This window comes from Syntrophobotulus glycolicus DSM 8271, from assembly GCF_000190635.1.
Taxonomy (GTDB): domain Bacteria; phylum Bacillota; class Desulfitobacteriia; order Desulfitobacteriales; family Syntrophobotulaceae; genus Syntrophobotulus; species Syntrophobotulus glycolicus.
Genome location: NC_015172.1, coordinates 2238428 through 2261591, shown reverse-complemented (window position 1 = coordinate 2261591; position 23164 = coordinate 2238428). Strand labels below are relative to the sequence as shown.

Sequence of the window (23164 nt, the reverse complement as noted above, 5' to 3'; positions counted from 1 at the left end):
GGTGCTGGTTTTGATCTTTAATCGTCTGAAATCCAAAGAAAATCTGGTATTTTTCGTAATCGCTATTGCCTTATTGCTTGCCCCGTTATTTTTGTCCGACTTTCGGGTCAACCTTTTGGGGAAATTTATTGCCTATGCAATATTGGCTATCGGGATTGATTTGATCTGGGGCTATACCGGCATCTTGAGCTTGGGCCACGGCGTTTACTTTGGTCTTGGCGCATACTGCGTAGCGATGTATTTAAAGTTGGAGGCCGCCGGAGGAAAAGTTCCTGATTTTATGTCCTGGAGTGGATTGACGGCTATACCATGGTTTTGGGAACCGTTTTCCAACGGATTTTTTTCGCTTATGATGGCTGTTGCCATTCCGACAGTATTAGCGTTTGTGGTAGGGTATCTGACCTTTAAAAACCGTATTCGCGGCGTTTATCTGTCGATATTATCCCAGGCTTTGGCGATCATCTTTGTGGTGCTGTTTGTGGGGCAACAGGCTTATACTGGCGGGACAAACGGGTTAACAAGTTTTCGCCATATGTTCGGTTTTTCTTTGGCCAACAATGCGACTCAAATGGTGTTATATTATATCGCCGTTGTGCTTTTGATTCTGACGTATGGCTTATGCAAAATGTTAGTCGGGCGAAGGATCGGAAAAATCCTTGTCGCAATACGGGATGGGGAAAACCGGGTCAGATTCTCCGGCTATAATCCGACAGCATATAAGGTATTTGTGTATTGTTTATCAGCGGCGATTGCCGGGCTGGCCGGAGCGATATTCGTCCCGCTGGTGGGCATTATTTCCCCTGCCGAAATGGGAATAGTGCCTTCGATAGAAATGGTGATTTGGGTTGCTATCGGAGGAAAGGGAACATTGATCGGCGCCGTAATCGGAGCGATGGTTGTGAACGCGTTAAAAAGCGGGATCAGTGAGAGCTTTCCGGAAATATGGTCCTACTTTATCGGGCTGGTCTTTATCTTTGTTGTTCTGTATATGCCGCTGGGCATTGTCGGCTTGGTGCGCAAAACAGCAGAGAAGTACCGGCGCAAACCGGAACAGGGATCCGGGACCGGTATAGACAACCCTACTGAAGTGGCTTGAAAAACGGAAAAGGCTTGTTTAGTCATTTTAGAGGAGGCGGGACGGTGGAAGATATTTTGCACATTCAGGATCTTACGGTGAAATTCGATGGTTTTAAGGCGGTTGATCATGTGAACACAGCGGTACGGCAGGGTGAAATTCATTTTTTTATCGGGCCGAACGGAGCAGGTAAAACCACTCTGCTTGATGCAATTTGCGGTCGGGTTAAACCGGCAGTCGGTCATATCATTTTTAACGGCAGTGTTGATCTTACGAATTATGCGGAGGATCAGATCGTAAATATCGGCATCGGCAGGAAATTTCAAGTGCCGTCGGTGTTTGCCGGTTTGACGGTATATGACAATATGGAACTTGCGGCAGTGAAAAAACGGTCCCTGACGGCGTCGATTTTCCATAAAGCAACTCAAGAACAGGTTGAGCTAATTGATCATATCCTGCATACAATCGGCCTGGATGAAAAAAGGGGGCAACTTTCGGCTGCATTATCACATGGGGAGAAGCAGTGGCTTGAGATAGGTATGCTGCTGGCTCAACAGCCCCGGCTTATGTTGCTGGATGAGCCGGTCGCCGGCATGGGGCGTCGGGAGACAGAGAAAACCGGGGAACTGTTAAAGAACATTGCCGTCGACTGTACAGTGGTGGTAGTTGAGCATGATATGCAATTTGTCCGCGATTATGCGACTAAAGTGACGGTGCTGCATGAGGGCGCGATTTTAGACGAAGGCAGCGTCTATGATGTGCAGAACAATCCGAAGGTGATTGATGTCTATCTGGGGCGAGGTGGAGAACAGGATGCTTGAAGTAAAACATATTGAAGCCTGCTACGGACAGAGCGTCGTGCTGAACAAAGTAAGTTTGAACGTCAGGCCAGGCCAGGCAGTTTGTCTGCTGGGGCGAAACGGGGTTGGGAAAACCACTTTTTTGAAAAGCATCATGGGTCTGGTGAACACACCGGCAGGGAGTGTCCGCTTGGCCGGTCGGGAAATGATTTCACAGCCGACTTATTTAAGAGCTCGTCAGGGTATTGGCTATGTGTCGCAGGGACGGGATATTTTTTCGCAACTAACGGTAAAGGAAAACCTTCTGCTTGGCTTGGAGGTATGCGGAGGTACTGGCTGTATTCATGAAGAGATTTATGACTTGTTTCCTGTCCTCAAAACGATGCAGCAACGCAAAGGGGGAGATTTAAGCGGCGGACAGCAGCAACAGCTGGCCATTGCGCGGGCGCTTGTGGCAAATCCGAAAATGCTGATTCTCGATGAACCGACGGAAGGAATACAGCCGTCAGTGATCCAGGATATCGGTCGTGTGATTAAACATCTTAAACGGGAAGGTAAAACTACGATTTTAATCGTGGAACAGTATTTGGATTTTGCTATGGATGTTGCGGATTATTATTATGTTATGGATAAAGGGCAGATGATCATGCAGGGGCTGACCGATCAATTAAATTATGACGAGATACGAAAAAAGATCGCCATTTGAATTTTTCAAATATTAATGTGAAGGAGGATGCGCAAAGATGCATTTAATGCCGCGAGAGATGGAAAAACTTATGCTGCATTTTGCCGGGGAATTGGCGATAAAACGAAAAAACAGAGGACTTAAGCTGAATTATCCGGAAGCTGTGGCTCTGATCAGTGCTGAACTGATGGAGAGGGCGAGAGATGGGAAAAGTGTACAAGAGCTGATGATTTTCGGCACCACGATATTAACCGCGGATGATGTCATGGATGGCGTGGTGTCGATGATTAATGAGATTCAAATAGAAGCAACCTTTCCTGATGGAACAAAATTAGTCACGGTGCATAAACCGATACGATAGGAGGATTAAAGTTGATGATCCCAGGGGAGATTTTTGTTCATGATAAAGCGATAGAGTGCAATACCGGGAAGAGAACAATAACGATTATTGTTGAGAATACCGGGGACCGTCCGATTCAAATCGGTTCTCATTTTCATTTTTTTGAAGCAAATAAGCATTTGAATTTTGATCGCGGAAAAACATTTGGGATGAGACTGAACATACCTTCAGGTACAGGGATAAGATTTCAATCAAAAGAAGTCAAAGAAGTGGAATTGGTGGAATTAAGCGGGAGCCGGGAAGTTTTCGGGCTGAATGCGGTAACGAATGGAAAGACGACAGACAGTCAATTGAAAGCCAACGCAATAAGAAGATTGAAAGAGTTGAATTTCAAGGGGGTATAACGGGTATGGGATTATTGATGGCGAGAAAAGACTATGTGAGCATGTTTGGTCCCACCGTCGGTGACCGGATAAGGCTTGCTGATACCGGCCTTATCATTGAGATTGAGCGGGATGATACGGTATACGGTGACGAATGCAAATTCGGCGGCGGCAAGTCGATTCGTGACGGAATGGCTCAAGCCTGTGCGGCAACGAGTGCTGAAGGGGCTTTGGATTTATTGATTACGAATGTTGTTATACTTGACTACTGGGGTATTGTGAAGGCGGATATTGGGATTAAAGACGGAAAAATTGCCGGCATCGGCAAGGCCGGCAATCCTGCCATAATGTCCGGTGTTACAGAGCGGATGATCATCGGCGCGGCGACCGAGGTGATCGCCGGCGAGGGGTTGATTGCGACTGCCGGCGGAGTGGATACGCACGTTCATTATATTAGTCCCCAACAAGTTGAAGCTGCGCTTTATAGTGGAATAACGACAATGATCGGTGGGGGAACCGGACCGGCAGACGGTTCAAATGCGACGACCTGTACACCGGGCCCGTGGAATATTAAGAGAATGCTGGAGGCGGTTGAAGAATTTCCGATGAACTTCGGTTTTCTGGGAAAAGGAAACGCTTCGGATAAAAAACCGTTAATCGAACAAGTGAAGGCGGGTATTATCGGATTCAAACTCCATGAAGACTGGGGAAGCACTCCGAAAGCCATTGATAACTGCCTTAATGTTGCTGATTGGTATGACCTCCAGGTTGCCATTCACACCGATACCATTAATGAAGCCGGATATGTCGAAGATACCATCAAGGCGATAAATGGCCGGACTATTCATACTTATCATACAGAAGGAGCGGGCGGAGGACATGCGCCTGATACCGTTAAACTGGCTGAGTTTACAAACATTCTTCCTTCGTCTACCACGCCAACATTACCCTATACGGTGAATACTTTCGTTGAACACCTGGATATGCTGATGGTTTGTCACCACATGGATAAAAATGTGCCGGAAGATGTTGATTTTGCCAATTCTCGGATACGGATCAATACGATAGCCGCCGAAGATGTGTTGCATGACAGAGGGGTAATCAGCATGATTAATTCGGACTCTCAGGCCATGGGCAGGGTCGGCGAAGTGATTATCAGGACATGGCAGACTGCGGACAAAATGAAAAAACAGTTCGGCGCACTGCCGGGTGATGGTCTGAATAATGACAACCAAAGAGTCAAACGTTATGTGGCAAAGTATACGATTAATCCGGCAATTACCCATGGTGTGTCAAATCATGTGGGTTCTTTGGAAACAAAAAAACTGGCGGATATTGTGCTTTGGAAGCCGGCCCTGTTTGGGGTTAAACCGGAAATCATCATCAAAGGCGGTTGTATCGCGGCAAGCAGAATGGGAGATGCCAACGCGTCCATCCCAACTCCGCAGCCTGTGATCTACCGTAATATGTTTGGGGCGTTCGGCAGGGCCAAATATAAAAATTCAGTTACGTTTGTTTCGGGTGAGTCAATTAATAACGGCATAGCAGAAGAGTTGAGTTTGCACAAGATAATATATCCTGTTGCCGGCTGCAGGAACATCACGAAGAAGAATATGATGTTCAACGATGCCACACCACATATTGAAGTGAACCCAAATACCTTTGAGGTAAAGCTGGACGGCCAGGTTATAACGTGTGAACCGGCGCAAAGCCTTCCGTTAACGCAGCGTTATTTTATGTTTTAAATCCGTAATCCCGATGCAGCCTGTCATCTTCATGATTTATCGAATCAATTTTACATGTGAAAAACCGTCAAAAGAATCGGGGCAAAAAATGAGTTGGTTTTTTGCTCCCATATCTTCTCTTGAGGGCTGTCATTGATAAAAATAAGAAATGACTAAAATTGTACGAGATTATTTAGAGATTACTGTTGACAGCCTTAAAACACCGTGATAATATAATAAAGCGCCTCAGGCCAGGGAGCCGAAAAAGCGGCGAAAGCAAGAGAGCGCAAGGTCATTGAAAACTGAACAGCAAGGAAAAAGACAAACAAGAACTCGTCAAAAAAAGAGAAACAAAAGCTAAGCGAAAAAGTAGAGCGAATTGGATTCTCATAAAAAGAAGAGAACACAGGGAGCAATCCGGTGTTTAAATAGGAACGCAAGTTCCGATTTTTATGGAGAGTTTGATCCTGGCTCAGGACGAACGCTGGCGGCGTGCCTAACACATGCAAGTCGAACGGAAAATTTGAGTAAGTTTACTTATTGAAATTTTTAGTGGCGAACGGGTGAGTAACGCGTGGGTAACCTGTCCTCATGACCGGAATAACAGTTGGAAACGACTGCTAATGCCGGATAAGCTTTTGGTAAGGCATCTTACCGGAAGGAAAGCTGGCCTCTGAATATGCTAGTGCAAGAGGGTGGACCCGCGTCTGATTAGCTGGTTGGTAGAGTAAAAGCCTACCAAGGCGACGATCAGTAGCCGGCCTGAGAGGGTAAACGGCCACACTGGGACTGAGACACGGCCCAGACTCCTACGGGAGGCAGCAGTGGGGAATCTTCCGCAATGGACGAAAGTCTGACGGAGCAACGCCGCGTGTATGAAGAAGGCTTTCGGGTTGTAAAGTACTGTTGTCAGGGACGAACCGTATATGTGTAAATAATGCATATACCTGACGGTACCTGACGAGGAAGCCCCGGCTAACTACGTGCCAGCAGCCGCGGTAATACGTAGGGGGCGAGCGTTGTCCGGAATTATTGGGCGTAAAGGGCGCGTAGGCGGCTGTATAAGTCTGATGTGAAAGTGCGGAGCTTAACTCCGTAAAGCATTGGAAACTGTACGGCTTGAGGACAGGAGAGGAAAGTGGAATTCCACGTGTAGCGGTGAAATGCGTAGATATGTGGAGGAACACCAGTGGCGAAGGCGACTTTCTGGACTGTAACTGACGCTGAGGCGCGAAAGCGTGGGGAGCGAACAGGATTAGATACCCTGGTAGTCCACGCCGTAAACGATGAGTGCTAGGTGTAGAGGGTATCGACCCCTTCTGTGCCGCAGTTAACACAATAAGCACTCCGCCTGGGGAGTACGGCCGCAAGGTTGAAACTCAAAGGAATTGACGGGGGCCCGCACAAGCGGTGGAGCATGTGGTTTAATTCGACGCAACGCGAAGAACCTTACCAAGGCTTGACATCTACAGAATCCCGAAGAGATTCGGGAGTGCCTTTCGGGGAACTGTAAGACAGGTGGTGCATGGTTGTCGTCAGCTCGTGTCGTGAGATGTTGGGTTAAGTCCCGCAACGAGCGCAACCCCTATATTTAGTTACTAACAGGTAAAGCTGAGGACTCTAGATAGACTGCCGGTGACAAACCGGAGGAAGGTGGGGATGACGTCAAATCATCATGCCCCTTATGTCTTGGGCTACACACGTGCTACAATGGGCGGTACAGACGGAAGCGAAGCCGAGAGGTGGAGCAAATCCGAGAAAGCCGTTCGTAGTTCGGATTGATCTCTGCAACTCGAGATCATGAAGTCGGAATCGCTAGTAATCGCAGGTCAGCACACTGCGGTGAATACGTTCCCGGGCCTTGTACACACCGCCCGTCACACCACGAAAGTTTGCAACACCCGAAGCCGGTGAGGTAACCTAAGGGAGCCAGCCGTCGAAGGTGGGGCAGATGATTGGGGTGAAGTCGTAACAAGGTAGCCGTATCGGAAGGTGCGGCTGGATCACCTCCTTTCTAGGGAGAACCGGACTTTAAGTAGTCCACTTCCAGGTCGGTGCATAGGGGATGGGTGTAAGAGCCTTAACCCTAGAGCAAGACGAGTTTAAGTTTGTCCATTCCGCTGTTTAGTTTTGAGTGACCACGTAAAACTGGGGGTATAGCTCAGCTGGGAGAGCGCTTGAATGGCATTCAAGAGGTCGCCGGTTCGATCCCGACTACCTCCACCATTTAGTACGCTCATTTTAGTGGGAACTTAAAATCCAAAGAGACCGGAAAGAACCGGAAACAGAGGAAAAAAGTAAAGATTGCCAAGCAGAAGCAGAAATGATAAGCTGGTAATCCTGCTCCAAACAAGTTCTTTGAAAACTGCACAGAGAAAAAAGCGTAGGAAGAAGAATCTAACTGACTAATCCGTAAAAAGATTAGGAATAGGTCAAGATAGAAAGGGCATACGGTGGATGCCTAGGCGCTAAGAGTCGAAGAAGGGCGCGGTCAGCAGCGAAATGCCACGGAGAGCCGTAAGCAGGCGACGACCCGTGGGTACCCGAATGGGGCAACCCAACCGGAGTCATATCCGGTTATCACATAATGAATCCATAGTTATGTGAAGACAAGCCGGGGAACTGAAACATCTAAGTACCCGGAGGAAAAGAAAGAAAAATCGATTCCCTGAGTAGCGGCGAGCGAAAGGGGAAGAGCCCAAACCAGACTCTTCGGAGTGTGGGGTTGTAGGACTGCCAATAAAGAAGATAAACTTAGGCGAAGCGAACTGGAAAGTTCGGGCAAAGAAGGTAAAACCCCTGTAGGCGAAAAGTTTAGAATCGGAGGCAGGATCCTGAGTACCGCGGGGCACGAGGAATCCCGTGGGAAGCAGGGGGGACCACCCCCCAAGGCTAAATACTCCTTAGCGACCGATAGCGAACAAGTACCGTGAGGGAAAGGTGAAAAGCACCCCGGGAGGGGAGTGAAATAGAACCTGAAACCGTATGCTTACAAGCAGTCAAAGCACAAGCAATTGTGTGATGGCGTGCCTTTTGTAGAATGAACCGGCGAGTTGTGATATGCAGCGAGGTTAAGTATTAAAGATATGGAGCCGAAGCGAAAGCGAGTCTGAATAGGGCGTCGAGTTGCATGTTGCAGACCCGAAACCGTGTGATCTACCCATGGCCAGAGTGAAGGTGGGGTAAAACCCACTGGAGGCTCGAACCCACTGTCGTTGAAAAGGCAGGGGATGAGTTGTGGGTAGGGGTGAAATGCCAATCGAACACGGAAATAGCTGGTACTCCTCGAAATAGCTTTAGGGCTAGCCTCAATGAATGGTATCTGGGGGTAGAGCACTGAATAGGCTAGGGGCCTTATCGGTTACCGAACCTTATCAAACTGCGAATACCAGATATAAGAAATTGGGAGTCAGACTGTGGGGGCTAAGCTTCATAGTCAAAAGGGAAACAGCCCAGACCGACGGCTAAGGTCCCTAAGAGACGCTAAGTGGGAAAGGATGTGGAACCGCCCGGACAACCAGGATGTTGGCTCAGAAGCAGCCACCATTTAAAGAGTGCGTAATAGCTCACTGGTCGAGTGGTTCTGCGCCGAAAATGTAACGGGGCTCAAGCGTCACACCGAAGCCACGGCAAGGGATCGATTCATTAAGACTTCAGAAGAGAGAACGACATTAGAAATTTTGCCACAGAATAGAGAAAGAATAAGACAGAAGCAAAATTTCCAAATGGACTCAGGGAAAAAGCAAAGAGAGCTGAGGGTTTAATGAATCGATTCCTTGGGTAGAGGAGCATTGTCACAGCGTAGAAGTTGAACTGTAAAGTTTGGTGGAGCAGTGACAAGAGAGAATGCCGGTATGAGTATGCGAAAAGGAAGGTGAGAATCCTTCCCGCCGAAAATCCAAGGTTTCCTGGGGAAGGCTCGTCCGCCCAGGGTAAGTCGGGACCTAAGCTGAGGCCGAAAGGCGTAGGTGATGGACAATTGGTTGAAATTCCAATACCACCTTTGATTGTTTGAGCGATGGGGTGACACAGGAGGACAAAGCGAGCGTGTGACTGGTAGAGCACGTCCAAGCTGCAAGAGGGTGCTGCAGGCAAATCCGCAGCGCGAAACCTTGAGCAGTGATGGGGAGCGAAAAAAAGTAGCGAAGCGCAGAGTTCAAACTGTCAAGAAAAGCCTCTAGTGAGAGAGAAGGTGCCCGTACCGTAAACCGACACAGGTAGATGAGGAGAGAATCCTAAGGCGCGCGAGATAACCCTTGTTAAGGAACTCGGCAAAATGACCCCGTAACTTTGGGAGAAGGGGTGCTCTAGAAATAGAGCCGCAGAGAATCAGTCCAGGCGACTGTTTAACAAAAACACAGGTCCCTGCAAATCCGTAAGGAGAAGTATAGGGGCTGACGCCTGCCCGGTGCTGGAAGGTTAAGAGGAGATGTTAGCCGTAAGGCGAAGCATTGAATTGAAGCCCCAGTAAACGGCGGCCGTAACTATAACGGTCCTAAGGTAGCGAAATTCCTTGTCGGGTAAGTTCCGACCCGCACGAAAGGCGTAACGATCTGGACACTGTCTCAACAAGGGACTCGGCGAAATTGTAATACCCGTGAAGATGCGGGTTACCTGCGACAGGACAGAAAGACCCCATGGAGCTTTACTGTAGCTTGACATTGGATTTTGGTATAAAATGTACAGGATAGGTGGGAGGCAGAGAGCCGAGTACGCCAGTATTCGGGGAGCCGCCGGTGGGATACCACTCTTTTTGTACTGAAATTCTAACAAGTGTCCCTGATCGGGACATTGGACATTGTCAGGCGGGCGGTTTGACTGGGGCGGTCGCCTCCTAAAGAGTAACGGAGGCGCCCAAAGGTTCCCTCAGCGCGGGTGGAAATCGCGCGAAGAGTGTAAAGGCAAAAGGGAGCTTAACAGAGAGACAAACAAGTCGAGCTGGTACGAAAGTAGGGCTTAGTGATCCGGTGGTACCGAGTGGAAGGGCCATCGCTCAACGGATAAAAGCTACCCTGGGGATAACAGGCTTATCTCCCCCAAGAGTTCACATCGACGGGGAGGTTTGGCACCTCGATGTCGGCTCATCACATCCTGGGGCTGTAGTAGGTCCCAAGGGTTGGGCTGTTCGCCCATTAAAGTGGTACGTGAGCTGGGTTCAGAACGTCGTGAGACAGTTCGGTCCCTATCCGTCGCAGGCGCAGGAAATTTGAGAGGATCTGTCCCTAGTACGAGAGGACCGGGATGGACGGATCACTGGTGTACCAGTTGTACCGCCAGGTGCATAGCTGGGTAGCTAAATCCGGATCGGATAAACGCTGAAAGCATCTAAGCGTGAAACCGGCCTTAAGATGAGATTTCCCATAGCGAAAGCTAGTAAGACCCCTGAAAGAAGATCAGGTAGATAGGCCGGAAGTGGAAGCACGGTGACGTGTGGAGCGGACCGGTACTAATCGGTCGAGGTCTTGACCTAAAGGAAGATAAAGAAACCTATGTAAAAAGCTCTGTGCAGTTTTGAAGGAACACAGCCAGGGATGGCAAAGGAATTTGAACATCCCGGATAAAGGCAAAGGCCTTCAAGTGATCTGGTGACAATACCGGAGGGGTACCACCCGTTCCCATCCCGAACACGGAAGTTAAGACCTCCAGGGGCGACGATACTTTACGGGAAAATAGCAGGTTGCCAGGTAAGATAAGAAGCATTCGTTTTGCGCGAATGCTTCTTTTAGTTATGGGTGAAAGAATGCTTTGCGGGAATAAGTCATTTGCACTGATAAAATCAACAAATATTTGTAGATACCTATCAGCATGAATGACCTCCTTTTTCTCCGAACCCGTCTACTTTCTTAATTTACGGATTAGTTCCTCTATATCCTCTTTAGTCAGGTCGCCGCTATCACACAAGGCACTTATAATTCCAAGTGCAGAGCCTTTATGGACATCGGCAATAAATTGTTGTGTCTCAAAGTTGAGATATTCTTGCTCTGTCACGGTGGGCTGGTAGTAATTTGCTTTGCTCACTCTGGTAGCACTGACAATGCCTTTCTCTATTAAACGTGCCAAGAATGTAATAACGGTATTTTGTTTCCATGTGTTAGTTTCAGGTAAGTTAGCAATAATTTCTTTTGTGGTAATCGGGTGTCCGACGGCCCACATGATTTCCGCAATTTGTTTTTCGGAATCCGACATTCGTTGAATCTTACTCATATAAGGGATCAGTCCTTTCGCAGTCCTAACCACTCCCGTGATTAGTCTATGTATTGTAGAATAATATTAATCTATAATATGTAGGTTGAAATGTCAAGCCATTTTTAGAAAAGTAATCAAATAAGTAGGTGCTGGAACATATCCCGCAGTGAGTGGATTCCAAAGCTGAAAATTGCAGCTTTGAGTGCAGACAATCAAAGACGGGGTTCAAAGCGACAGGACAATCGGGGCTTTCAAAATAAAACATCTGATGTTACAATATTTTCAAGAGGGTTTAATGATTGGTCTCTAAAAGGTTACATAGAGATAGGAAATATGAGTGAAAAATAGGTGTCAGCAAGGGCAATTAATGAATGAAAGGCCATGATTATTAAGCAATGATGTTTTTCTATAGAGGTGACGATTTTAAGCTATTTGAAAATTGGAGCTCATAAGGTAAAGTCGAACGGCAGCAGAGAGTTGACTTCACCATATGGGCTCCTGATGCAATTATGCTTCGGATTGACGCGGTGGCGCGGGGAGCAAATGAATATACCGAATATTGTTGAGGGAAACTGGTTATGAAGCCTGATAGGAAAATCTTAACGAATGAGATGGACAATGGCAGCCGGTTGGTGCAAAACATGAATAAAGACCAAAAGGATCGGAGGGATAAAATGGATAAACTCAAGCACTGGGACAGATTCCGTCAGTACCTTTGTTATCATGAGGACATATCATTATCTCTGGATATCAGCAGGATGAGATTTGAAGACGACTTTTTCAGGCAGGCCGAACCGCAAATAGAAAAGGCCTTTGCCATGATGCGTGAACTGGAAAATGGGGCAATTGCCAATCCTGATGAGAACAGGATGGTTGGCCACTATTGGCTGCGAAATCCCGATTTGGCTCCAAACGGACAGATCAGAGAAGAGATTAATGCGGCCATCCGCTCAATCCATGAATTTGCCCGGAAGATACATTCCGGCCAAATAAAAGGACAATTCGGCAGGGAATTTAAAAATATCTTGGTCATAGGGGTGGGAGGTTCCGGCTTGGGTCCTCGTTTTGTCGGGGATGCCTTAAGAACATCCGGCGACAAAATCAGGGCATATTATCTTGATAATACTGACCCTGATGGAATCGACCGGGTAATGGAGCTTTTGGATAAAGACTTAGACAGAACGTTAACTGTGGTGATTTCCAAAAGCGGCAGTACGATTGAAACAAGAAACGGTATGGAGGAAGTCAAGGGGATGTATCGTCAGGCCGGACTGGAGTTTGCCCGGCATGCGGTGAGTATTACCCAGACCGGAAGTAAGCTGGATGAAACGCATAAAGAAGAAGGATGGCTGGGCACTTTCCCGATGTGGGACTGGGTAGGAGGAAGGACCTCGGTTTTATCACCGGTAGGGCTGCTGCCTCTGGCCCTGCAGGGGGTAGACATCAGTCTGTTGCTGGAGGGAGCGCAAAGATGCGATGCCCTAACGCGCAATGAGGATCTCCGGTCCAATCCGGCCGCTCAAATGGCTTTAATGTGGCTGTATGCCACAAAAGGTCAAGGGGGCAGACAAATGGTGGTGCTGCCCTACAAAGACAGGCTTATTCTTTTGTCTAAATATTTACAGCAGCTTATTATGGAATCCCTGGGGAAAGAACTGGATCTGGACGGGAATATCGTAAGACAGGGAATTGCCGTTTATGGGAATAAAGGATCAACTGATCAGCATTCTTTCATTCAACAGTTATTGGAAGGTCCGGATAATTTTTTTATTACGTTCATTGAGGTCTTAAAGGATAGGGAAACAGGCTCTCCGTTTATCGCCGATAACAGTACCAGCGGAGAATTCCTGCATTCGTTTTTGCTCGGGACCAGAAATGCGATCAGCAAAAAGGAAAGGGAATCAATCACAATAACGATCAGTGAAGTGAATGAGATTACCCTGGGCGCGGTTTTAGCGCTTTTTGAACGGACGGTAGGACTCTATGCTTTTCTGATCAGGATCAATGCTTATCATCAGCCGGGTGTAGAATTAGGCAAGAAAAGCGCCGGTGAAATGATCAGCCTGAAGAACAGAATTGTGGACGATTTGCGCAAGTGTTCGGGCTGCAAATATACAGTTGAGGCTTTGGCGGAGAAAATGGGGGAAGAGGATATTGAAGCGATGTTTAGTATTCTAAGACATCTGGTCCATAATCCGGAGCATGGAATAAAGGTTGAAAAGAATGATTCGCCAAATATGAACATTTTTCAATATGTCTATTATTATCGCGGATAAGCGGTTTTCATCAGGACAGGATTTTGTCCGTTCGGACAAACTGAGGAAGAAAACAGCTGGGCAAATATGACGATCAGGGGGGCGATCCAAAATGACCGTAGAGGAAAAAATTCAAGAAAGGTATGCTTTTTGGACCGGGGATTTATATTTTGACGAAGCAACCCGGCAGGAACTGCTGGGATTAGTTTCTGACCCCAAAGAAATCGAAGATCGATTTTATTGTGACCTGGAGTTCGGTACCGGAGGCATGCGGGGGAGACTCGGAGCCGGAACAAACCGGATGAATCAGTATGTAATCCGGAAAATAACCCAGGGGCTTGCGGACAGTGTTTTGGAGCTTGGCCCGGAAGCAGGGGCCAGGGGGGTAGTGATTTCCTATGATTCCAGGCGGTTTTCACCTGAGTTTGCTATGGAAACGGCATTGGTTTTGGCGGCAAACAAGATAAAGGCTTTTTTGTTTGACGGGTTGAGGCCTACACCGGAGTTATCCTTCGCGGTCAGGTATCTCAAGGCGATAGCGGGAGTAATGATCACGGCAAGCCATAACCCGAAAGAATACAACGGATACAAGGTCTATTGGGAAGACGGGGGACAGCTTCCTCCGGAAAAGGCGGATCTTATTGCCCAGAAACTCGATAAACGGAAAAATTGGGCAATTGAAGTTGCCGCCGAAGAAGAAGCCCGACAGAACGGTCTGTTTGACCTGATTGGGGAAGAGGTTGACAAGGCCTATCTGGATGCGGTCAAAAAACAGCTTTTATACCCGGAGTTAACTTTGGCTGAGGGGAAAAAACTCAGGCTGGTGTTTTCTCCGCTGCATGGAACAGGCAAAATCCCTGTACAGCGGATATTGACAGAGACAGGGTTCTCTTCGCTGTTTCTGGTTCCGGAGCAGAAGGAACCGGATACCGAGTTTTCCACAGTTCGGTTCCCCAATCCCGAGGACCCTGAGGCATTTAAACTGGCCCTGGGATACGGGGCGGAACAGCATGCAGATCTGGTTTTTGCCACCGATCCCGATGCTGACCGCCTGGGGATGTATGCCAGAACCCGAGCCGGGAGCTACAGAAGATTTACCGGCAACGAAATCGGAGTGATCCTGGAATACTATCTTTTGGTTCAGCGGAAAAAGGCCGGTAAGCTTCCTGAAAACTCCGTTATTGTCAAGACCGTGGCCACTTCCGATCAGGGAGATGCGTTGGCGGAAAAGCTCGGCATTAAGGTCATCAATGTTCTGGTTGGCTTTAAGTTTATTGGAGAAAAGATCAAAGAGATGGAAGAAGCGGGCTGGGGAACGTATATTTTTGGGTTTGAAGAAAGCTATGGGTTTCTGGCCGGAACCTATGCCCGGGACAAGGATGCGGTTGAGACCGCCGCCCTTTTGGCGGAAGCGGCTTTATATTATAAGGAAAGAGAAAATAAAACTCTGGATGAAGTTTTGGAAGAGATCAATCTGATGTGCGGGTACTTTGGGAACGAACAGATATCGGTGACGATTGAAGGACGAGAAGGCAAAGGAAGAATAGCTGAAATAATGGAAATCCTGCGTAAGAATCCCCGGAGGGAAATAGCCGGTTATCCATTAATGGGATCAGAGGATTTTCAAAGTGGAAAGAGAATGTTGTTTGGAGCCGGCAAAGAAGAGGAGATCCTTCTGCCGAAATCCAACATCCTGAAGTTTATTTTTGAGGGCGGCGGATTTGTCCTGGCCAGACCGTCGGGGACCGAGCCTAAAATCAAATTTTATTTTTGTGTGAGGGAAGACAGCCCCGCGCTTTTGCCCGCTAAGATCTCAACAATTCAAGCATCATTTTTGGAACCGGTTAAACATTTGATCTAAGCAAAATTTGCTAAAAGGAAAAGCAGAAATAAATCTCATTGATGAAAGGAAACGAGTGGTTTTTCGTGGAATATTGATTGGACAAAAAGATTGGATAAGCTTAATGATTGGAAGGTTGGAACAGAATGGCCAAAAGAACCGCTCGTACCGGTCGAAGAAAAAAAGAACCGCTGAATGATAAACTGAAAAACGAGATAAAAGGAATCATGATATTTGGCCTTGCTTGTTTAGGTTTTCTTATGGTTTATGCTGATAATGACGGGGCAATTACCCAGAGCGTGGGACAGGTATTCAGAACCCTGATGGGAAGCGGCAGTGCAGTCTTCTTTTTGTTTATGGGAGCAGCCGGTTTTATGATAATGGGCCAGAACAAAAAGGTGCTGCGGACCAGAATGGTCGGATTAACGATTCTCTGGCTGGTTATCGAAGGGTTTTTGCAGCTTGGATTTCTTTCAAGGGGAATTGACGGCGGGATCATAGGCCGGATGCTTACCCTGATTTTAGCAAAGTCAGTTGGAGTAACAGGCAGTTATGTAGTTTTGACGGTGGTCGGCACAATCGCCACGGTTTTAGTATTAAACCGTTCAATCGTCGAGAGCGGTAAAGATATGATCAAAGGGACCGGCAATGTTATCGCTTTCCTCGGGAAACAGGTCAAGGACTTTACAGTAGTGCTTTCAGACAATGAAAGTGACCGCAAAGAAGAGAAGAAAAGGGAGATAAAAAAAAGGGAAGCAAAGGTTACGGCAATTCATCAAGACGAAGAAAAGTATCGTTCTAATCAGGAAGAATATGTTGTTGTGGAGCAGGTTTTTGATGCACCTGAGCCGGAGGTCGGGATACCGGCAGAGGATAGCCCGCATATCTTTTCCGAGCCTGAAGAACCGGAGCCCCCGATAATCCCGGCAAGCGTGAATACAAATTCGAAAAAAGGCTCTTCGGAGGAAAATTATCAGATCCCGCCGTTATCCCTCATTAATCGGGCAGTAAAAACCAAGAGTCAAAGAATCCATAAGGATTTGGCAGATAATGTCCATCTTCTAGAAGAAACTTTGGCCAGCTTCGGCGTCAAGGTCAAAGTAACCAGAGTGGTTCAGGGACCTGCCATCACCCGGTATGAAGTCCAGCCTGCTCCGGGAGTGAAAGTAAGCAAGATAACCAGCCTGGCTGACGATATTGCTTTAAGTCTGGCTGCTTCAGATGTTCGGATAGAAGCACCCATTCCGGGAAAATCCGCTGTGGGGATAGAAGTGCCCAATAAGCAAATCTCTGTAGTCCATTTACGGGAGGTTTTGGAGACCGACGAGTTCGCCAGCTCTCCCAGCAGACTGAGTTTGGCTTTAGGAAAAGATATTACCGGGAGTCCGGTCATCGCTGACCTGGGAAAGATGCCGCATCTCCTGATCGCAGGGGCAACGGGTTCAGGAAAATCTGTTTGTATTAATACCATTATTTCCAGTATAGTCTACAAAGCCAAGCCTGATGAAGTAAAGCTGCTGCTGATTGATCCTAAGATGGTCGAACTGACCAATTATAATGGTATTCCCCATTTGATCGCTCCAGTAGTGACAGATCCGTCCAAGGCGGCAGGGGCATTAAAGTGGATCGTTACGGAGATGGAGTGCAGGTATGAGCTGTTTGCTTCCTCGGGAGTAAGAGATATTACCAGGTATAACTATATTGTTTCTAAGGAAGATGATAAGCAGATTCTTCCTTTCGTGGTCGTAATCATAGATGAGCTTTCAGATTTGATGATGGTAGCGCCGGGAGATGTGGAGGATGCGATTTGCAGATTGGCCCAAATGGCCAGAGCGGCCGGAATCCATCTGATTGTCGCGACCCAAAGGCCTTCTGTCGATGTCATTACCGGTTTGATAAAAGCAAATATTCCATCCAGAATTGCTTTTGCCGTGTCTTCACAAATCGATTCCAGGACAATTCTTGATATGGCTGGAGCAGAAAAGCTTTTAGGCAGAGGGGACATGCTTTATAACCCTATCGGGATGAACAAGCCGCTCAGAGTCCAGGGCTGCTTCTTATCCGACCGGGAAGTGAAAAATATCGTTGATTTTTTAAAGAAGCAGGCAGTGCCTGATTATATGGAAATACCTGAACGGAGTATTCAAACCAAGAACAAGGTGGAGCAACCTGAAGATGAATTGTTTTATCAGGCGGCGAAAGTATTTCTGGAAAATGGTCAGGCTTCGGTTTCTCTTTTACAGAGAAAATTAAGAATTGGATATACCCGCGCAGCAAGATTGATGGATCTCATGGAAGAAAAGGGAGTGGTCGGCCCTTATGAAGGTTCTAAACCGAGGGAAGTTCTGTTAAGCTGGAGCCAATTTGAACAAAAATATAAGAGTATTGAAGAAAATCAAGCATAAATAAAAAGTATCAAAAAAATTTGCTGATCGAAGAAGGAATAAAAAAATTTTTGCAGAATAAATTTTTTTGCTGAAGAATAAGATATAATAAAGAAGGAAAAGCATTTTTAATAGATTTTTGGCAATAACAGTTGGATATTTAAAGTATTTCTGTATCTATATAGGTGGTGATTAAAATGGCGGGTGAAGGAATCCTCCTCAAAGAAGCCCGAAAAGAGAAAGGATTAAGCCTTGAAGATGTCGAAAAACAGATTAAAATAAGGCCTTTCTATTTAAAAACTTTGGAGGAAGAAGAATATTCCGCACTTCCCGGGACAACATATGCAAGAGGTTTTCTGAGGACCTATTCCAAATTTTTAGGTCTTGATTCCAATCAAATCATTGAGATGTTTAATTCCTCGTTTCCTAAAGATGAGGAAGAGAAAGTTGAGAAGGTATTATCCCCAATTCCCAGTTCTTCAGTTTGGTTTAAGCCCGCTGTTTTGTTCACGATGGCTTTTATCGCCATAGGGTTTGTGGTGGGGATTACCTATATCACAAAAATCAAGGAAAAACCTGATATCGGCGGATATATCCCCGCGCCTTTGCCTGCTTCCCCCCAGACCCAGGAGGGCTCCTCTCCTTCTAATGAAAGCGATCAGGTAAACCCGCAGGGTTCGGAAACAGAAAAAACAGATGGCCTGGTTGCAGAGGTGACATTTAAAGAAGATTGCTGGCTTCAGGTCAAAGTCGACGGCAAAACTGTTGTGGACGGTTATAAGGTTCAAGGGGAAACACAGAATCTTCAGGGGAAAGAAAAGATAGAATTTGTGACCGTTGGTAATGCGGGAGCTTTGATGATCAAGGTTAACGGAACCCAGCTCGCGCCCCTCGGTTCATCTAAACAAGTGGTCAGAAATTATGTGATTACTCCGGAATCTCTGGCAAAAAATGATAGCATCAGCTGAGCAGAGACTTTGGACGAGATTTTTTATGCCTTGAGCAGAGGCATTTTTTTATGAAAAACTTAGGAGATATGTTTTATGAGACAGTCAAGACGAATAATGAGACTGCTATTGCCGGCGTGTTTAGTCTTTTCCCTGGTTATGGCAGGATGTAATAAAGAGAGTGTCACGAACGAAATTGTCAGCAGGGGACCGGGAGCGATCAGCGGTATGGTCACGATTGCCGGATCCACCTCGGCCCAGACTCTTTCACAGGATTTAGGTTCGATTTTTATGACCAAAAACCCTAAGGTATTGATTAATGTTTCCGGAGGAGATACGGCGCTGGGCATTCAGGCAACACAGAACAAAACCGTAGATTTCGGTGCCGTGTCCCGCGAACTGAGACCTGAGGAAACAGGCCTTGTAGCTGTGAAAATTGCTTATGACGGTTTGGCTATAGTTGTTAATCGGAATAACCCTGTTTCAGAGTTAACCATTGAACAAATTCAAGGGATATACAATGGGAAGATGACAAACTGGAATCAAGTAGGCGGAAAGGACGCCCCCATTTTATTATTGAACCGGGAGGAAGGTTCCGGAACTCTTGAAGTGTTCCGGGATAAGCTGCTGGGGAAAGAAGCGGGTAAAGCGGGAACCGTTTGCAACTCCTCAAGTGCTGTTGTGGAAGCTGTGAGCAATAACCAAAATGCTGTCGGCTATGTTTCTTTCAGTGCTGTTGATGATAAAGTCAAGGATTTAAAGATCAATGGGGTTGAATTGACGGTCAAGACGATGAAAGAGAAAAAGTACCCGCTGATCAGGCCCTTATATTATGTCTACAGCGAAAGCTCACCGCTCAGTGAACAGGCCCAGTCTTTTCTGAACTTTATCTTCAGTGAAGAGGGACAGCGGATTATTGGAACCCATGGATACAGTCCCTTAAGCTGAGCTTGAAATAGATTGTTTATTTTATGAAAAAATAGGCATATAATTAATAAGGTCATTTTCCGAAAGCATTCAAATTAAGCAAGTATTTTTGACGGATTAAAATCGAGGAGTGGACAGTTGAAGAAAAAAGTCGCGGTGATTAATTTGGGCTGTCCCAAAAATCAAGTTGACAGCGAAGTTTTAGCAGGTTTTTTGGTCCGAAAATATCAGCTGGTTGACGAGCCGGCCAAAGCCCATATCATCATTGTTAATACTTGTACCTTTATTGATGAAGCGAAACAGGAATCAATCAATGAGCTTTGTCAAATGGTGGAGTATAAAAAAAATGGGATTTGCGAGAAAGTCATTGCTACAGGTTGTATGGCACAGCGTTACGGTAAAGAGCTGATTGAGGAAATCCCGGAACTGGACATGGTTCTGGGCGATGGCAACCTAGCCAATATCCTAGATCATATCGAGGAAGCAAAAGACAAACGTTTGCTCACCTGGCAAGAAACACAGAGCTTTCTTTACGATGAAAAAATGCCCCGGCAAAGGTTTGAAGAAAGTCATTATGCCTATATTAAAATTGCGGAAGGATGCAATAACCGTTGCAGCTATTGTGTCATTCCACAGATTAAAGGTTCTTACCGCAGCCGGACAAAAGAATCTATTCTTGGGGAAGTAGCGTGGCTGGCTGAGCAGGGTGTGAAAGAAATCATCGTTACGGCTCAGGATACGACAAGATACGGTATGGATATCTATCAAGGGCTGGAATTGGCTAATCTGCTTGCGGCAATCGCAGAGATTGACGGAATTGAATGGATCAGGCTTCTTTATTGTTACCCGGAAGTGTTCACGGATGAATTGATTGAAGTGATGAGGAAGGAACCCAAGATTTGCAAATATTTGGATATTCCTTTGCAGCATGCCAATAATAAAATCCTTACGGAAATGAACAGAAGATATTTGAAGCAGGATGTCGAAAGGCTGATCAATAAATTAAGAAAAGCCATACCTGATATTGTCTTGCGTACGACCTTTATTACCGGGTTCCCGGGAGAGGGAGAAGAAGAATACGCCGAACTGCAAAATTTTGTCCGGGAAATGAAATTTGATCGCTTAGGTGTTTTTGCCTATTCGCGCGAAGAAAATACTCCGGCCGGAATGAGAAAGGATCAGGTTCCTGAAGAAGTGCGGGAGGACAGAAAGAACAGACTGCTGGAACTTCAGGCTGAACAGGCTGAGGAAAATCAAAAGAAATGGATTGGAAAGACCGTCAAAGTCCTCTTGGAGGAACGGCTCGATCATACCCAGTGGCTGGGACGCAGTGAGGGTGATGCCCCGGAGATAGACGGGCAGGTTTATGTCAGGGCGCAGAAAAAAGAATTCAGTACCGGAGATATGATTGAAGTCACGGTTACCAACGCAGATATTTACGATTTGGAAGGAGAAGCAAGATGCTAAATCTTCCGAACATCCTGACATTAGTCAGAATCGTTATGGTTCCGGTTTTTATGGTCATCCTTCTGTTGAAATTGCCGGGAGGCAAGACGTATTTTGCCTATCAGAATTTCGTGGCGGCGGCGATTTTTATCATTGCGGCAGCTACCGACGGTCTGGATGGGTTTATTGCCAGAAAACTTCATCAGGTGACCAATTTGGGGAAATTTTTGGATCCCCTGGCAGATAAATTGCTGGTTTCTGCCGCATTGATATCGCTTGTACAGATGCATAAAATTTACGCCTGGATTGTCTGGGTCATTCTGGCCAGGGAATTTGCAGTCACAGGTTTACGGGCCATAGCGGCTGCCGATGGGGTAGTCATCAGTGCCAGCAAGCTTGGGAAGATCAAAACTGTTTCCCAGGTAATCGCCATAAGTATAATGCTGTTAAATGACTGGCCTTTCTCCTACCTGGGGATTTATCCGGGAAAGCCTTTAATTTATCTGGCTTTGGTGTTGACCATAATTTCCGGGGTGGATTATATTGTTAAAGCACGTAAGTTATTAAGCAAAAAAGATATCGGGAAGGTCAGAAAAACAATCAGGGCATCAAGGATCATCCGGAAAAAGAAATAAGAACGATTTATCGGAGTAAGGAAAGCAAGAATTACCGCAAAAGGAGTATTCTTGCTTATTTATTTTGACGGAATGAAGCGCCGATTCGACAAAAAAATCATCCGACAAAGAAAAAACGGAATGATCAAAGAAGGATAGGGTATAATGACAAATACATCAAACCTGTAGGAGGATATGTCAATGAAAGCAGAGATCATCTCGACAGGAACGGAGCTTCTTCTGGGAAAAACGTTGAATACCAGTGCAAATTACATCACCGGGCAGCTTTCAGGTCTGGGCATTGAAGTCGATTACCATACGACAGTAGGAGATAATAAGGAGAGACTGCAAGAAGCATTAAAACAGGCCATACATCGGTCTCAGCTGGTCTTTCTCACCGGCGGAACGGGCCCTACGGCCGATGATATGACAAAGGACCTGGTTGCGGAAGTCCTGGAACTGAAAATGGTTTTTAACCAGGAAACAATGGAAAAGATAAAGGACTTTTATTATGCGGAAAAGAAAACCCCTCCAGGGTCGGACAAACAGGCCTGTTTTCCCGAAGGTTCTCAAATCGTGCCCAATTCGGTAGGGACGGCGCCGGGGGCGATTATCGAAAAAGAAAACCACACCGTCGTTATTTTACCCGGGCCTCCGGGTGAATTGCAGCCAATGTTTGAGCAGCATATTTTACCGGTTTTGCGGCATAAACTTGAGAACCATTGTGAGCGATTGTATACCAGGATTTTAAAAGTCTTCGGCCTGCAGGAAGCGGAATTGGAAAAGGAGCTTCAGGGACTGCTGGGACAAAAAAATCCTTTTATCACATTGATCGACGGCCATACCTTTATGGACCTTCGTTTAACGATCAGGTCAAACGATCAATCGGAAGCCTGCAGGCTTCTGGATTCAGAAGAAGCAGAAATCAGGAAAAGGCTTGGCAGCAGGATATTTGCTGTGGATAACCAGACCCACGCATCTGTGACCGGAGATTTGCTGCGGCAAAATAAACTTACCGTTTCAACAGCGGAATCCTGCAGCGGGGGACTGCTGGGAGGGGCAATAACCAATGAAGCAGGCAGCTCCGATTATTACCTTGGAGGGGTGATTACTTACGCTAACGAGGCCAAAGAAAAGCTTATCGGGGTTCAGGCCGAAAGCCTTCGAAAATATGGGGCGGTCAGTGAGACTGTGGCGAAAGAAATGGCCGAAGGGGTAAAAAGAGCTCTGGGATCTGATTTGGCGCTGGCAACAACCGGCATTGCCGGGCCGGGCGGCGGAAATGATGAAAAGCCGGTGGGCCTGGTGTATATTGCTTTGGCGACTTCTGAACATACTGAAGTAAAAAGGTGTCTGTTTAACGGGGACAGAAAATCCATCAGAAACATGACGGTTGAAACAGCAATCAATATGCTGAGGTTGTATTTGCTCGAATAAGGAAAAATAAGAAAAGATTTTCTCTAATCAGAAAAAACCGTTTGACAAAAAGTTTGAAGAATTATTATAATAAAATAAATCGAACATATGTTTTGTTTCTTGGAGAGAATTAGAGGAGGAT

General features: G+C 46.5%; 15 protein-coding genes, 1 tRNA gene and 3 rRNA genes. 18 read left to right on the top strand and 1 reads right to left on the bottom strand.

Translation table 11 applies throughout. The annotated features are described in order from the left end of the window. Positions 1-10: 10 nt before the first annotated feature. From urtC to rrf, 10 genes are all read left to right on the top strand, one after another. Positions 11-1096, top strand: a complete 1086-nt coding sequence (urtC, locus tag SGLY_RS11115) for an urea ABC transporter permease subunit UrtC (RefSeq protein ID WP_013625380.1) — start codon at positions 11-13, stop codon at positions 1094-1096. A 44-nt stretch (positions 1097-1140) separates the two neighbouring features. After that, the gene (gene urtD, locus SGLY_RS11110) at positions 1141-1896 is read left to right on the top strand and encodes an urea ABC transporter ATP-binding protein UrtD (RefSeq protein ID WP_013625379.1); all 756 of its coding nucleotides are present in this window, start codon (positions 1141-1143) and stop codon (positions 1894-1896) included. Beyond that, positions 1889-2581, top strand: coding sequence for an urea ABC transporter ATP-binding subunit UrtE (gene urtE / locus SGLY_RS11105; RefSeq protein WP_013625378.1), 693 nt, complete (start codon positions 1889-1891; stop codon positions 2579-2581). Before urtD ends, urtE begins: the two co-directional genes overlap by 8 nt. 37 nt (positions 2582-2618) lie before the next feature. Beyond that, positions 2619-2921, top strand: a complete 303-nt coding sequence (gene ureA, locus SGLY_RS11100) for an urease subunit gamma (protein ID WP_013625377.1) — start codon at positions 2619-2621, stop codon at positions 2919-2921. 14 nt (positions 2922-2935) lie between these two features. Then, positions 2936-3304 (top strand): urease subunit beta, encoded by a 369-nt coding sequence (locus tag SGLY_RS11095; RefSeq protein WP_013625376.1) that lies wholly within the window; start codon positions 2936-2938, stop codon positions 3302-3304. A 5-nt stretch (positions 3305-3309) separates the two neighbouring features. Next, entirely contained in the window at positions 3310-5028 is a 1719-nt protein-coding gene (gene ureC / locus SGLY_RS11090; RefSeq protein WP_013625375.1) for an urease subunit alpha, read from the top strand. A 428-nt stretch (positions 5029-5456) separates the two neighbouring features. Further along, positions 5457-7021 (top strand): 16S ribosomal RNA (locus SGLY_RS11085). Between the two features lie 136 nt (positions 7022-7157). Next, a tRNA-Ala gene (locus tag SGLY_RS11080) sits at positions 7158-7233 on the top strand. 204 nt (positions 7234-7437) lie between these two features. Continuing rightward, positions 7438-10477 (top strand): 23S ribosomal RNA (locus SGLY_RS11075). Between the two features lie 111 nt (positions 10478-10588). Beyond that, a 5S ribosomal RNA gene (gene rrf / locus SGLY_RS11070) occupies positions 10589-10693 on the top strand. The 16S, 23S and 5S rRNA genes sit together here with 1 tRNA gene alongside, the layout of an rRNA operon. A gap of 149 nt (positions 10694-10842) precedes the next feature. On the opposite strand, the gene SGLY_RS11065 is transcribed toward rrf, so the two are convergent. Further along, complete coding sequence (locus tag SGLY_RS11065; protein WP_013625374.1) at positions 10843-11211, bottom strand: BlaI/MecI/CopY family transcriptional regulator; 369 nt, start codon at positions 11209-11211, stop codon at positions 10843-10845. A 656-nt stretch (positions 11212-11867) separates the two neighbouring features. Between SGLY_RS11065 and SGLY_RS11060 the strand changes: the two genes are divergently transcribed. From SGLY_RS11060 to SGLY_RS11025, 8 genes are all read left to right on the top strand, one after another. Beyond that, a complete protein-coding gene (locus SGLY_RS11060) occupies positions 11868-13469 on the top strand; it encodes a glucose-6-phosphate isomerase (RefSeq protein WP_041445358.1) in 1602 nt (533 codons plus the stop codon). Positions 13470-13560: 91 nt separating this feature from the next. After that, positions 13561-15309, top strand: coding sequence for a phospho-sugar mutase (locus tag SGLY_RS11055; RefSeq protein ID WP_013625372.1), 1749 nt, complete (start codon positions 13561-13563; stop codon positions 15307-15309). A 125-nt stretch (positions 15310-15434) separates the two neighbouring features. Continuing rightward, complete coding sequence (locus SGLY_RS11050) at positions 15435-17693, top strand: FtsK/SpoIIIE family DNA translocase (protein ID WP_013625371.1); 2259 nt, start codon at positions 15435-15437, stop codon at positions 17691-17693. 176 nt (positions 17694-17869) lie between these two features. Further along, the gene (locus tag SGLY_RS11045; RefSeq protein ID WP_013625370.1) at positions 17870-18640 is read left to right on the top strand and encodes a helix-turn-helix domain-containing protein; all 771 of its coding nucleotides are present in this window, start codon (positions 17870-17872) and stop codon (positions 18638-18640) included. Between the two features lie 75 nt (positions 18641-18715). Further along, positions 18716-19567, top strand: a complete 852-nt coding sequence (locus tag SGLY_RS11040; RefSeq protein ID WP_013625369.1) for a phosphate ABC transporter substrate-binding protein — start codon at positions 18716-18718, stop codon at positions 19565-19567. 117 nt (positions 19568-19684) lie between these two features. After that, positions 19685-21013, top strand: coding sequence for a 30S ribosomal protein S12 methylthiotransferase RimO (rimO, locus tag SGLY_RS11035; protein ID WP_013625368.1), 1329 nt, complete (start codon positions 19685-19687; stop codon positions 21011-21013). Further along, complete coding sequence (gene pgsA, locus SGLY_RS11030) at positions 21007-21627, top strand: CDP-diacylglycerol--glycerol-3-phosphate 3-phosphatidyltransferase (protein ID WP_013625367.1); 621 nt, start codon at positions 21007-21009, stop codon at positions 21625-21627. The genes rimO and pgsA overlap by 7 nt, the downstream gene beginning before the upstream one ends. Before the next feature lie 180 nt (positions 21628-21807). Then, the gene (locus SGLY_RS11025; protein WP_013625366.1) at positions 21808-23043 is read left to right on the top strand and encodes a competence/damage-inducible protein A; all 1236 of its coding nucleotides are present in this window, start codon (positions 21808-21810) and stop codon (positions 23041-23043) included. The last annotated feature ends 121 nt before the right edge of the window (positions 23044-23164 follow it).

What these genes read in the sequence shown, in the direction of transcription:
- urtE (WP_013625378.1), top strand. Translation starts at nt 1,889, where the DNA reads ATGCTTGAAGTAAAACATATTGAAGCCTGCTACGGACAGAGCGTCGTG.
- ureA (WP_013625377.1), top strand. Translation starts at nt 2,619, where the DNA reads ATGCATTTAATGCCGCGAGAGATGGAAAAACTTATGCTGCATTTTGCC.
- SGLY_RS11095 (WP_013625376.1), top strand. Translation starts at nt 2,936, where the DNA reads ATGATCCCAGGGGAGATTTTTGTTCATGATAAAGCGATAGAGTGCAAT.
- ureC (WP_013625375.1), top strand. Translation starts at nt 3,310, where the DNA reads ATGGGATTATTGATGGCGAGAAAAGACTATGTGAGCATGTTTGGTCCC.
- SGLY_RS11065 (WP_013625374.1), bottom strand. Translation starts at nt 11,211, where the DNA reads ATGAGTAAGATTCAACGAATGTCGGATTCCGAAAAACAAATTGCGGAA.
- SGLY_RS11060 (WP_041445358.1), top strand. Translation starts at nt 11,868, where the DNA reads ATGGATAAACTCAAGCACTGGGACAGATTCCGTCAGTACCTTTGTTAT.
- SGLY_RS11055 (WP_013625372.1), top strand. Translation starts at nt 13,561, where the DNA reads ATGACCGTAGAGGAAAAAATTCAAGAAAGGTATGCTTTTTGGACCGGG.
- SGLY_RS11050 (WP_013625371.1), top strand. Translation starts at nt 15,435, where the DNA reads ATGGCCAAAAGAACCGCTCGTACCGGTCGAAGAAAAAAAGAACCGCTG.
- SGLY_RS11045 (WP_013625370.1), top strand. Translation starts at nt 17,870, where the DNA reads ATGGCGGGTGAAGGAATCCTCCTCAAAGAAGCCCGAAAAGAGAAAGGA.
- SGLY_RS11040 (WP_013625369.1), top strand. Translation starts at nt 18,716, where the DNA reads ATGAGACAGTCAAGACGAATAATGAGACTGCTATTGCCGGCGTGTTTA.
- pgsA (WP_013625367.1), top strand. Translation starts at nt 21,007, where the DNA reads ATGCTAAATCTTCCGAACATCCTGACATTAGTCAGAATCGTTATGGTT.
- SGLY_RS11025 (WP_013625366.1), top strand. Translation starts at nt 21,808, where the DNA reads ATGAAAGCAGAGATCATCTCGACAGGAACGGAGCTTCTTCTGGGAAAA.